Raw genomic sequence first — 12,808 nt, 5'->3', positions numbered from 1 at the left:
GGTTGTCGATGTGCAGACGAACGCTGCGCCGGTCGGCGGCTCTCATCTGCCTTCGCATAAGGCAATGCCCCGGGTGGCATGCTGCGCAGAGGCGGCCCGGGGCTTACCGGGCCACAGTACCAACGGCTTCCCCCTTCTGCAATCTCTCGCGCCCAGGAGTGTGTTCGCATGCACCACGGCATGCCCGACGACAGCCAGCAGCCGGACGATGCCGAGCTGAGCGGCGGCCAGCCTTCCGACGATGTGAACGGCCTACCTGAGTGGATGGTGAACTTCTTCTCCGCCGCCCGCCTGGGGGAGTATGTGCGGGCTGCCGGGGGCGACGCCACCCTGGCCGAGCGACTGTACTGGTGGAACGTAGAGGTGTCGCAGGCCTTCTACCTGCCTTTGAAGTCCCTCGAGGTGGCGGTCCGCAACGCCCTGCACGACCAGCTGAGCGATCGGTACGGGCGGGCTGACTGGTGGGCTGCCGCACCTCTCGGGGTGAACAGTCTGCGGTTGGTCGCGGAGGCTACGGCGGAGTGCGGCCGCCGCAGCGGCCGGCAGCCGACGTCGGACGACGTGGTGACGCGGCTGGCGTTCGGTTTCTGGGTCGCGCTCGTAAGCTCGTCCTACGACCGCCATCTCTGGGTGCCGACACTGCATCGGGCGTTTCCCCGCTTCACGGGCCGCCGCCGCAACCTGCACGAGAGCCTCAACACCATGCGACTGCTCAGAAACCGGATTAGCCATCACGAGCCGATCCACCACCGCGACCTGGCCGCCGATCACGCCACGCTCTACCGTTTGCTGGGATTCCTGCGTCTTGAACTGGCCGCAGGCGTGGCGCTGAGGGACGACGTCCCCGCTGTGCTCGCCCGGCGACCGGTGCTGCCCAAGAGGTAGGCGTGGCACCGAATCTTGACCTGCGACGACTTCACGGGGGGTGATCGACGAATGTCGGACGAGGGTGAGATGCTGGTCAGCCGGGCGGACATTGCCCGGCTGACCGGAGTGCACCGGCCGGCTGTGGCGAACTGGGAACGCCGGCACTCCGACTTTCCCGCCCCGGTCGACTCGGTGGACGGGGTCGACCGGTTTAGTGCTGGAGACATCGCCGAGTGGCTCGGTTCTAGGCGCATACCCCGCAACGGGCGACTGGCAGGCGAACTCGAGGGCGCAAGCTACGCCGATCGTTTCCGTCGCAACCTCGCGGCGAGGGTCGGGGCGACGGCAGTCGAAGCGGGTGGTCCGCCAGGTTTACTCGGGGATCAGTTGCTCGATCCGGCGAATATGGATCCCCTTCGTGGTCGGGTCACGATCGAGCAGTACCGCGATCTGTCGCTGAAGCTTATTTACACGGCTGCACGGCATCCAGACAGATGGGAGCGGCTGGTCCGGACCAGCGAACAGGAGGATGACGCGTTTCTCGACGCACTCTGGTCGGTGGTCGATGCTTCCCTGGTGAACTCGCTGAACGCGTTCCGCCCGGTCGTTCTAGCTAGCCGTGAGACAGACGCCGTGCGAAACATGACGAGGCTCATCGATCAGGCGTCACGCCGGGCGGACGGAGTGCAGCAACTTCGAGACGCCTTCAGCCGGGCGCTGGAGGTGTTCGCAGGACGGACGGCGCGGGGATCGGAAGAGTTGCTGACGCCGCCATCGATTACTCGACTGGCCGGGCGGCTGCTGGCGGTTACGGGTGGGGGAGATTCCCTCTACGACCCGTACTGCCGCACCGGCGAATTTCTGGCCGCTGCGGTGGCCGAGCAGGTTGGAGCCGGAAGGAGACGCCCACCGCCGCGGGTCGAGGGTGTGGCAGCCGCAGCGGAGGCGGGTCGCTTGGCCGAAATGCATCTTGCCGTGCACGGTGTGGATGCAAACGTGGTTGTCGGGCCGGCGCTCAGTTCGTTCGGGCCCCGTCTGGGCGAATTCGATCTCGTGGTCTGCAATCCGCCTTTCAATATGCCGATCGATGAAGAAACAATACGCCACCAATCTTGGCGATATGGCAAACCGTCACCGCGCAACGCCAACTTCGCATGGTTGCAGTACGTTCTTTGTGCGCTCAACGAAGGTGGCCGGGCGGCGGTGCTGATGGCAAACAATGCTTGCTTCTCCGCCAGTCAGCGCGAAAGAGAGATGCGCGCAAAGATGGTTGAGGACGGGGTGGTGGCGAGTATCGTCGCACTGCCCACTCACCTGTTCGCTGGTACCACGGTGTCTGCCACGCTCTGGATCTTTGACAAGCGGCGCCGTCATCGTAGCGACGTCTTGTTCATCGATGCGTCCCAGGCAGGGATCAAGATGGCTCGGGTTTCTCGGGTGCTCAGCGATGATGACCTCACGAATTTGGTCTCAATTTTCGCTCGGTGGTGGCAGGCAGATCCGGCGCAACTGCTTCCAGAGTCAGGAGTGCGTTCCGTTCCCGTCTCCGAAATCCGTGAGCGCGATTACTCCTTGCATCCGCCTCTCTATGTGGAACCGCTCGACGAAGCGCCGGAGTTGCGATCGGAGGAGTTGCCGTCACTTCTGGCTGAGTTGAGGAACCTGCGCAACGCGGTTCGAGAGGTGGGTGATGAGGCGACTGGAGCATCAGCGGTGCTGGAGGCCAGCCGTGGACGCGGCCTGCCAACTCGCCATACCTTGGTGGGAGATGTGCCTGCGAGTTGGCAGGTGGTACCCCTCCATCAGTTGGTCGAGATCCAAGTCGGTCCCCACCTCGGACGGGCTGCCGCGGATCCCGGAGGAGTGCCCGTCGTCAATCCACGCGATCTGCGGGGTGGGTGGATCCTGGACGATGGGTTGGAACGTGTGATACCCCCTCGTCTCCGTATGGTTCACCGGTATGGCCTCATGCCGGGTGACATCCTTTGCGTAAGGACGGGAGAACTGGGCCGCCACGGGCTTGTGTGGCCTGAGCAACGAGGCTGGCTCTTTGGCTCAGGCCTGCTGCGGCTGCGTCCGGGCGACGACATCCTGCCGGAGTTCCTCGGTCATTACCTCTCCTTGCCGCAGGTGCGAAACTGGATCAGGCGCCAGGGCTCCGGGACGGCTGTGCCGAACATCCAGGCTCGGACATTAGGCGAGCTGCCGGTCGTGCTTCCTCCGATCGTGGTCCAACAGAGGATTGGTCGGATGCTCGGGATTTTCCAGGAGGAGGCCCGGCTCCACGACCAACTCGCGCGTACGGCTATCCGTCTTCGGGAGACGCTCGCGTCTCGGCTGATCACGGATGCTCTGTCGCTGCCCTGATCGATCCGGCAGGTCGCCTGCCGTTAAGGCCTGTGCCAGTGTTCGGACCGGCTCGGGGGATCACACCGACGACGGACCGAGCCCTCCCGGTTCGACATCGGGTGGTTATGGTCGTCGGGTGAACCGACTCGCGAGCGCCACCAGCCCGTACCTGCTCCAGCACGCCGACAACCCGGTGGACTGGTGGCCGTGGTGCGACGAGGCGTTCGCCGAGGCGAAGCGGCGCGACGTGCCGGTGATGATCTCGGTCGGCTACGCGGCCTGCCACTGGTGCCACGTGATGGCGCACGAGTCGTTCGAGGACGAGGCGGTCGGCGCGCTGCTCAACGAGGGCTACGTGGCGATCAAGGTGGACCGCGAGGAGCGGCCCGACGTCGACGCGGTCTACATGACGGCCACCCAGGCGATGACCGGGCAGGGCGGCTGGCCGATGACGGTCTTCGCGACCCCCGACGGCACCCCGTTCTTCTGCGGCACGTACTTCCCGAAGCCGAACTTCGTCCGGCTGCTGGGGTCGGTCCGCACCGCGTGGCGGGAGCAGCGGGAGGCGGTGCTGCGGCAGGGGGCCGCGGTGGTCGAGGCGATCGGCGGCGCGCAGGCGGTCGGGGGGCCGTCCGCCCCGCTCACCGCCGAGCTGCTCGACGCCGCGGCGGCCCAGCTCGCCGGGGAGTACGACGACAGGAACGCCGGCTTCGGCGGGGCCCCGAAGTTCCCGCCGCACATGAACCTGCTCTTCCTGCTGCGCCACCACCAGCGCACCGGCTCGGCGGAGAGCCTGGAGATCGCCCGGCACACCGCCGAGGCGATGGCCCGGGGCGGCATCTACGACCAGCTCGCGGGCGGCTTCGCCCGGTACTCGGTGGACGCGCACTGGACGGTGCCGCACTTCGAGAAGATGCTCTACGACAACGCCCTGCTGCTGCGGTTCTACACCCAGCTCTGGCGGCTCACCGGCGACCCCCTCGCCAGGCGGGTGGCCCGGGACGTGGCCCGGTTCCTCGCCGACGAGCTGCACCGGCCCGGCGAGGGCTTCGCCTCCGCGCTCGACGCGGACACCGAGGGCGTCGAGGGGCTCACCTACGTCTGGACGCCGGCCCAGCTCGTCGAGGCCCTGGGCGAGGAGGACGGCCGCTGGGCGGCCGACCTGTTCGGCGTGACCGAGTCCGGCAGCTTCGAGCACGGCACGAGCGTGCTGCGGCTGGCCCGGGACGTCGACGCCGCCGACCCGGCGGTGCGCGCCCGCTGGCAGGACGTCGTACGGCGGCTGCTGGCCGTCCGGGACACCCGGCCCCAGCCGGCCCGCGACGACAAGGTGGTGGCCGCCTGGAACGGCCTGGCGATCACCGCCATCGCCGAGTTCGTCCGTCTCGTCGAGACGCTCGGGGCGGCGGCCGGCCATGCCTCCGTCGGGGGCGCGGCCGGCGCGGACGAGGACGCGAACCTGCTGGAGGGCGTCACCATCGTCGCCGACGGCGCCATGCGGACCGCCGCCGAGCACCTGGCCCGGGTGCACCTCGTCGACGGCCGGCTGCGCCGGGTCTCCCGGGACGGCGTGGTGGGCGAGCCGGCCGGCGTGCTCGAGGACTACGGCTGCGTGGCCGAGGCGTTCTGCGCGATGCACCAGCTCACCGGCGAGGGGCGCTGGCTGGACCTGGCCGGCCAGCTCCTCGACGTCGCGCTGGCCCGGTTCGCCGCCCCGGACGGCGGCTTCTACGACACCGCCGACGACGCGGAGCGGCTGGTCACCCGGCCGGCCGACCCGACCGACAACGCCACCCCGTCCGGCCGGTCGGCCATCGTCGCGGCGCTGGTGACGTACGCGGCGCTGACCGGCGAGACCCGCTACCGGGAGGCGGCCGAGGCCGCCCTCGCCACGGTCGCGCCGATCGTCGCCCGGCACGCCCGGTTCACCGGGTACGCGGCCACGACCGGCGAGGCGCTGCTGGCCGGGCCGCACGAGATCGCCGTGGTGACCGACGACCCGGCCGGTGACCCGCTCGTCACCGCCGCGTACCGGCACGCCCCGCCCGGCGCGGTGCTGGTCGCGGGCCGGCCCGACCAGCCCGGGGTGCCCCTGCTCGCCGACCGCCCGATGCGCGACGGCCGCCCGACCGCGTACGTCTGCCGCGGCTTCGCCTGCCAGCAGCCGGTCACCACGGTCGACGACCTGCTCGCCCAACTGTAGGAAAGGCGGGCCTGCCGGGCACAGGCTCTTCGGCGCCCTGTGGAGCTGCCCGCAGGAACGGGGCACATCCTTCCCGACGTGTGCCGCCCCGGGGCTGCGGACGGAAGCGCGGCGCCCGGGCCACGCGGCCCCTCCCCGAACCACGCAGCCTCTCCCGGGCCGCGCGGCTCCTCCCCGAACCACGCAGCCTCTCCCGGGCCGCGCGGCTCCTCCCGGGCTGCGCGGCTCCTCCCGGGCCGCGCGGCTCCTCCCGGGCTGCGCGGCTCCTCCCGGGCTGCGCGGCTCCTCCCGGGCCACACAGGCGGGTCCCGGAGCCACACAGGCGGGTCCCGGAGCAACGCAGCCGGTCCCGGCACTACGCAGGCAGTCCCGGACCACGCAGGCAGTCCCGCACCACGCAGACAGTCCCGGACCACGCTGGCAGTCCCGGAGACCCACGCAGGTGGTCCCGAGCCACACACACAGGCGCCCGACCGCGCACACGGGCGCGGCCCCACCGTTGTGGGCGCACAGACGGGGCAGCTCCACAGGGCCGGCGTCCAGGTGCCGGCACCCCGCGCCGGCGCGCGCCGACCACGTCGGGAGCCGGGCACGCGCGGCTCCCCGTGACCGCAACCACCGATACGCCGACCTCGGCCGGGCGCGGCCGGGGCCCGCGGCTAGGCTGGCGTCGAGATGGATACGCGAACCGGTCTGCCTGTTGTCGGCATGGTGGGGGGCGGGCAGCTTGCCCGGATGACCCACCAGGCCGTGATCGCCCTCGGTCAGTCGCTGCGTGTGCTCGCGCAGTCCCCGGACGACGGTGCGGCCCTGGTCGCCGCCGACGTCCAGTACGGCGACCACACCGACCTCGCCGCCCTGCGCACCTTCGCCAAGGGCTGTGACGTGGTCACGTTCGACCACGAACACGTGCCGAACGAGCACGTCCGCACGCTCGCCGCCGAGGGGGTGAAGCTGTTCCCGCCGGCCGACGCGCTGCTGCACGCCCAGGACAAGCAGGTCATGCGGGAGCGGCTCGGCGAGCTGGGCGCGCCGAATCCGGCGTGGCGGCGCGTCGCCGAGCCCGCCGACCTGGTCGCCTTCGGCGAGGCGCACGGCTGGCCGGTGGTGCTCAAGGCGGCGCGGGGCGGCTACGACGGGCGGGGCGTCTGGATGGTCGCCGACGCGGCTCAGGCCGCCGAGCTGGCCGCCGCCCTGCTCGCCGGGGGGACCCGGCTGATCGTCGAGGAGCGGGTGGCGTTGCGCCGCGAGTTGGCGGTGCAGGTGGCCCGTTCGCCGTTCGGTCAGGTGGCGGCGTACCCGGTCGTCGAGACCGTGCAGGTCGAGGGCATCTGCGTCGAGGTGCTCGCCCCGGCGCCCGGCCTGCCCGAGGAGCGGGCGGTCGCCGCGCAACAGCTCGCCATCGACCTGGCCACCGCCCTCGGCGTGGTGGGCCTGCTCGCCGTGGAACTGTTCGAGACCCCCGACGGGCTGGTCGTGAACGAGCTGGCCATGCGGCCGCACAACTCCGGGCACTGGACGATCGAGGGGGCCCGGACCTCCCAGTTCGAGCAGCACCTGCGGGCGGTGCTCGACTACCCGATGGGGGACACCTCGCTGGCCGCCCCGGTGGTGGTGATGGCCAACGTGCTCGGCGGCGAGCCGGGCGGGATGTCGATCGACGAACGACTGCACCACCTCTTCGCGGCCGAGCCGGGTGCCAAGGTCCACCTGTACGGCAAGCAGGTGCGCCCCGGCCGCAAGATCGGGCACGTGACGGTGCTGGGCGACGACCTGGACGACGTACGGGCGCGGGCCGCGCGGGCCGCCCGCTGGCTTCGGGAGGGACGTTCATGACCACGGTCGGGCTGATCATGGGCAGCGACTCCGACTGGCCGACGATGAAGGCCGCCGGCGAGGCGCTGGACGAGTTCGGGGTCGCGTACGAGGTCGGGGTGGTCTCGGCCCACCGCACGCCCGGCAAGATGATCGAGTACGGCCGTACGGCCGCCGACCGTGGCCTCAAGGTGATCATCGCGGGGGCCGGCGGCGCCGCCCACCTGCCCGGCATGGTCGCCTCGGTCACCCCGCTCCCGGTGATCGGCGTGCCGGTGCCGCTGAAGCACCTCGACGGGATGGACTCGCTGCTGTCGATCGTGCAGATGCCCGCCGGCGTGCCGGTGGCCACGGTGTCGATCGGCAACGCCCGCAACGCCGGGCTACTGGCCGTGCGCATCCTGGCCGCCGCCGACGAGCACCTGCGCGCCCGGATGGTCGCGTACCAGGAGAGCCTGGAGAAGCTGGTCGCCGAGAAGGAAGCCGCCCTGCACGCCTCCCTCGGCTGACCCTCCTTTCATCTCATTCCGCGCAGGGCCGTCTGGAGGCGTTCCTGGGCCCGGCGGCGGCGTTCGTTGCTCGCGCCGAGCACCAGCAGCACCAGCCCGACCGGGATCAGCGCCAGCCACGGACCGAGGCTGAACAGGGCGTGCACGGCCGTGATCGCGGTCACCGCCGCGCCGACGATCACCGGGGCCTGCTGCTGACTGGTGGTGCCGAAGATGAGCACCGCCACCGCGCCGAGCAGCAGCAGCACCTGCCGCAGCATGCTGGTGTCGGTGGCCAGCACGATCGCCAGGGTCGGCACGAACGCGGCGACCAGCGCCGGCCCGTACGCCACCCAGCTCGACAGGTCCGGCCGGTGCCGCAGCTCCAGCACCCCGACCAGCAGGGCCAGCGCCGCGAACGGCAGCGTGTACGCCTCGGGCAGCGCCACGTCGGCGACCCGCATCAGGATCCACCACGCGACGATCTCGCAGCCCACCACGGCCCAGAACAGGATGCGGCGCTCGACGGGCCGTCGACCCGGCCGGGTGGCGGCCAGCCCGAGCACCGCGCCCCAGGCGGCGAGCAGCGCCGCGATGTGCCGGGGCGAGTCGAAGGCCAGCGCCAGGGCGATCAGCGCGGCGGCGTACCCACTCCACTCGACCGTGGCCGCCTCGCGCTGTGCCTCGGGGCGGCGCAGCCGGGGCAGGGTCGCCGCGAAGACCTGCAGGGCCGCCCCCACCGCCAGCACCCCGAACGCGGACCAGACGGCGTCCAGCCCGGCCACCAGTGCGGCGACCAGCACGAACAGCTGCGCCATCAGCGAGGCGAAGAGCCACCCCAGGATGCGGGCACGCTGCGTGGTGCCGTACAGCGCGGCGACCGTGCCCACGCCGACCGCGCCGCCCAGGGCGAACAGGGTCAGCTCCCGCGTGGCGAGGCTGCCGAGCAGGCCGGCTCCGCCCCCGGCCAGCCCGATGACGAAGACCAGTATCCGGGCGGTGCGCAGCGACTGGGCCCGCTCCGCCAGCGGCGGGGGCGGGGTGAGCGCCAGGCCGAGCATCGAGATCGTGAACACCGACAGGGCGGCCAGCACGCTCTCCGGCCAGCCCTGGCCGAGGGCGGTGGGGGTGATCAGCAGGGTGACCGCGGCGCCGGGCAGCACGATCGGCACGGCCCGGGACCGCTGGCCGCCGCTGAACCCGGTCGCGGCGAGCGCCGCGGTCACCGTGAGGAGCAGGGCCGTCAACACGTGCGTGGGGTCGACCGCGTCGGCGGGCGGGATGCGCAGCTCCGGCGCAGGCCCGTCCCAGACCCGGCTCAGCGACCGGTACGGGTCGAGGAGGGCCACCTTCAACGCGGGGGCGAGCGAGGCGAGGGCCAGGGCCGTCGGCACGGCGGCGGCGGCCAGCGCCCCGGCCGCCGGGCTGACCCGCCAGCGCCGCGCCGTGCCGTCGTCGGGCAGCTGGCGCAGAGCCCCGTCGAGCAGGATCGACCACCGGCGCACCGGCTGCGCCGCCCCGCTGGGCGGCACGGTGGCGCCACGGATCAGCTCGGCGAGGACCCCGAGCAGCGCGGCGGCGGCCGCGTACACCCCGGAGGGCAGGCCCACGACGATGGCGGCGACCGCGCTCACCGTCGCGCCGCCCACCACGGCCGCGCTGGCGTACGGCAGATACTGCGGTACCTGCCGGCGGACCGCGGCGATCGCGGCGAGGCCGAGGCTGGACGCGGCCAACGCGGCGGTCAGCACCACCTGGGGCGACCGGCCGAACTCGACGGCCAGGGCGGCCACCGCACCGGGCAGGGCCAGCAGCGCCGCCCCGGCGGCGATGCCGCCGAGCTGCGCCAGGTGCGGCGGCAGCCCGTCGGCCTCGACGTCTTCCACCATCCGCGCGCCGGACTCCCGGGCCAGGGCCGCCACGGTCGCGCCGATGAGCACGACGCTGCCCAGCGCCAGCGCCGTCGTCCATGGGCGGACCAGCCCGGCGCCGGCCGCGTGCAGGGCGACGGCCCCGGCCACGGTGACCCGGGACAGCCCGGCGCGCGGGTCGACCGAGGCCGCGGCCGCGACTCCGAAGACCGTGGCGACCGCCGCCCCGACCAGCACCGGCGACCACCACGGAAGGTCGAAGGCGGCGGGCGCGCCGATCGTGGCGAGGACGGCGGCGACGCCGGACACGTGATACCGCCAGGGGAACGGCAGGAGCACCCCGGCGGCGATGCCCAGCAGGGCCAGGGCGACCGGCGCCTGCCAGGCGGACCCGCCGGTCGGCGCGGCCGGCCAGCCGGTCAGGTCGCCGGCCCAGATGGGGCCCGGCGTGGCCAGCACGCCCCAACCGCCGCGCAGCGCGCTCCACCCTGCCAGCAGGCCGATCAGGGTGCCGCCGACGACCAGCCCGAGGATCGGCCCGCGCCGCCACTCCTCCGGCAGCGCGCGGGCGGCGACGGCGACCACCGCCACCAGGGCGGCGGCCACCACGAGCTGCCCGCCGGGGGCGAGTACCGCCGCGATCCGGAGCAGGGTGGCGATCAGCGCCGCGGTGACCGCGGCGGCGGCCAGGTCGGAGCCGTCCAGCGCCAGGTCGGAGCGGCGTCCCGCGTCGATCGACGGGGCCAGGAACAGCAGCACGCCCGCCACGAGCAACAGCGCGCCCACCCAGGCGTCCGCGACGGTGGCCCCCGGCGCGCCGAACGCGGCGGCGGTCACCACCAGCGCGCCGAGCCCGGTGCCCACCGCCAGCGGCACCGGGATGTGCCGCTGCGAGACCTGCACCAGCGCGGCGTACCCCAGGGTGACGCAGACCGCCAGGAACGTCGCGGCCAGCACCGGCACGGTGACCTCGCGCAGGCTCGCCGGGGTCGGTGCCGGACCGGCCGGCACCGTCGCGGCGACGAACGCGGCGACCGAGCCGGGCAGCGCGAACGCGGCTCCGCCGGCCGCCCACGAGGAGACGACCTCCGCCGCGGCCGGCATGATCCGGACCCGGGGGGCCACCGCGATCAACGCGCCGGCCACGAAGAGGGCGAGGAGCACGGCGGCGGTCAGCGCCGGCCGGGCGAGCCCGGCGCCCGCGCCGAGCAGTCCCACCACGGCGGCGGCGACCGCGTGCGCGGTGGCCGCCCGCACCGTAGGCGCGGTGAGGCCGGCCACCCCGATGCCGATCGCGGTCAGCACCATCGGCCACGGCGCCACCGCCCAACCCAGGCCGAACGACGCGGGGACGGCGAGCGCGGTGAGCGCCGCCCCGGCCACCGCGAACTCGCGGCGGATCTCCGGCGGGAGGGCGAGCACCGCGGCGACGGCGAGCAGCAGGGCGCTGGCGGCGAGCTGCCAGGCGGCCGGGCCGACCGCGTCGGCCAGCACGGCCGGGTACCGGTCGAGGTCCGCCGACCAGGCCGGCGTGGCGGCCCGGACCGGGGCGATCCCGGCGCGCAGCGCGCCGCCGGCCACGACCAGCCCGGCGACCGTCAACGCCGCCGCCGAGGCGAGCTGCGGCCCGCGCCGGGCCGCCTCCGGCACGGCCCGTACGGCCAGCCCCGTGAGCGTGATGACGGCCGCGATCAGCAGCAGCGCCCGGCCGGGGAAGGCCACCGAGGCGACGCGACCCAGCGCACCGATCACCGCGAGGGTGACGATGCCGGCCGCCACGTCGGGCAGCGGCGGCCGACGCAGCACGAGCGCGCCGGCCAGCCCCACCAGCGCGGCGAGCAGCAGTACGGTGCCAGCCGCGGCGGCGGCCGGCACCGTGTCGGCGCGCAGCAGCGCGGTCACCGCGTACGCGAGGGCCAGCGCCACCGCCGCCCCGTGCAGCAGCCAGGTCAGCTCCCGCAGCGCCGGCACCGGCAGGGCCGCCCGGCCGCCGGCCGGCTCCTCGCCGGCGGGGCCCAGCACCTCGCCGGACTCCTCCGGCGCGCCCTCCGGGCGGCCGATCTCGGCGGGGCGGTCGTCCTCGGCGGGCTGGTCGTCCTCGGTGGGGCGGCGGGGCGGCGGGGCGGTCGCCGGCGGAGCGGCCGGCAGGTCCCGGCGCACCGGCCGCTCCACGGTCACCGCGGAGCGGGCCAGCCCCAAATCGACCACGGCGACCACGGCCAGCACCAGCGCCCAGCCGGCCGGGCCGGTGACCAGGTCGTACGCCAGCAGGGGCAGCACCGGCTGCGCGGCCAGCACCACGGCGAACCGGGGCGCCCGCAGCCCCGTCCAGAGGGCGTAGCCGTACCCGACGGCGGCGGTGGCCGCGAAGATGATCCCAGCGAAGACGGCCCCGGAGACGCCCCCGCCGATCCGCTCCACGGCCCACAGCGCGTACCCGGCCAGCGGCACCAGCAGCAGGCCGACGGCGGAGACCGTCTCGGCGGTCGAGGTCAGCCCGCGGCGGGCCAGCACGGGCGGGGCGAGCAGCAGCAGCACGGTCGCGACAATCAGGATGCCCAGCCGGGTCAGGGCGTCCATCGAGCTGGTGGCCACCGCGGCGAACACCACCGCGGCCACACCGAGCAGCAGCGCACCCAGCCCGAGGGGGATGTTCTGCACCTCCCGGGAGGACGCCTCCGGCGGGTGCTCCGGGTTGTCGGCGTCCAGCCAGCGGGGTGTCGACGGCGGGTGCTCGGGCGGCTCCCCCGGCCCGGACGCCGGGGTGCCCTGCCGGGGCACCCGGGGCGGCTCGCCGGCCGTAACGTCCGACGGCCGGCGGCCGGGCCGGCGGCGCAGCACGCGACGGGGACGGGCGGCCTGCCGGGCCCGCTCCTCACCCGCGTGCGTCAGGATGTCCCGCTGGAAGAGCGCGGCCTGCATCTTGGCGGCGATCTGCCGCTGCTCGGCGAGGATGGCCGCCTCGCGGGCCTTCATCTCCGCGATCGAGCGCTCGATGTCCGCCACGTGCGCGGCCCACTCGGGCTGCTCCGCCCCGCAGTGCGGGCAGCGCGCGGCCGGCTTGATCTCCCGCCCGCACGAGGAGCACTCAAAGCTCTGCACGACACCCCTCCACCCGCGCACTGTGGACTTCCACTGTCGCAGCATGCCGCGAGCCGGCGCGGATTTCGACACCTGTCGGCGGTTCGGCGGGAACGAAAAGCAGCCCGGCGGCG

General features: G+C 73.7%; 6 protein-coding genes. 5 read left to right on the top strand and 1 reads right to left on the bottom strand.

The genetic code is table 11. The features are described 5' to 3' along the window. The first annotated feature begins 168 nt into the window (after positions 1-168). The 5 genes from ABGB16_RS00130 to purE all read left to right on the top strand — a co-directional run bounded on the left by ABGB16_RS00130 (position 169) and on the right by purE (position 7,743). A complete protein-coding gene (locus ABGB16_RS00130) occupies positions 169-885 on the top strand; it encodes a hypothetical protein (RefSeq protein WP_347665852.1) in 717 nt (238 codons plus the stop codon). A 51-nt stretch (positions 886-936) separates the two neighbouring features. After that, on the top strand, positions 937-3,234 hold the full coding sequence (locus ABGB16_RS00125; protein ID WP_347665851.1) for an N-6 DNA methylase: 2,298 nt from the start codon (positions 937-939) through the stop codon (positions 3,232-3,234). 118 nt (positions 3,235-3,352) lie between these two features. After that, complete coding sequence (locus ABGB16_RS00120) at positions 3,353-5,419, top strand: thioredoxin domain-containing protein (protein WP_347665850.1); 2,067 nt, start codon at positions 3,353-3,355, stop codon at positions 5,417-5,419. A 675-nt stretch (positions 5,420-6,094) separates the two neighbouring features. Further along, positions 6,095-7,255, top strand: a complete 1,161-nt coding sequence (locus ABGB16_RS00115) for a 5-(carboxyamino)imidazole ribonucleotide synthase (protein WP_347665849.1) — start codon at positions 6,095-6,097, stop codon at positions 7,253-7,255. Next, complete coding sequence (gene purE, locus ABGB16_RS00110; RefSeq protein WP_347665848.1) at positions 7,252-7,743, top strand: 5-(carboxyamino)imidazole ribonucleotide mutase; 492 nt, start codon at positions 7,252-7,254, stop codon at positions 7,741-7,743. Before ABGB16_RS00115 ends, purE begins: the two co-directional genes overlap by 4 nt. An 8-nt stretch (positions 7,744-7,751) precedes the next feature. Here purE and ABGB16_RS00105 read toward each other — a convergent pair whose 3' ends face one another. Beyond that, positions 7,752-12,695 (bottom strand): permease, encoded by a 4,944-nt coding sequence (locus ABGB16_RS00105; protein ID WP_347665847.1) that lies wholly within the window; start codon positions 12,693-12,695, stop codon positions 7,752-7,754. Positions 12,696-12,808: the final 113 nt, after the last annotated feature.

The sequence above is a fragment of the Micromonospora sp. B11E3 genome (genome assembly GCF_039871625.1).
In the GTDB taxonomy this organism is placed as follows: Bacteria; Actinomycetota; Actinomycetes; order Mycobacteriales; family Micromonosporaceae; genus Micromonospora.
This window is presented reverse-complemented; position numbering and strand designations above follow the sequence as displayed.

Coding starts and splice junctions, on each gene's coding strand:
- ABGB16_RS00130 (WP_347665852.1), top strand. CDS start 169: ATGCACCACGGCATGCCCGACGACAGCCAGCAGCCGGACGATGCCGAG.
- ABGB16_RS00125 (WP_347665851.1), top strand. CDS start 937: ATGTCGGACGAGGGTGAGATGCTGGTCAGCCGGGCGGACATTGCCCGG.
- ABGB16_RS00115 (WP_347665849.1), top strand. CDS start 6,095: ATGGATACGCGAACCGGTCTGCCTGTTGTCGGCATGGTGGGGGGCGGG.
- purE (WP_347665848.1), top strand. CDS start 7,252: ATGACCACGGTCGGGCTGATCATGGGCAGCGACTCCGACTGGCCGACG.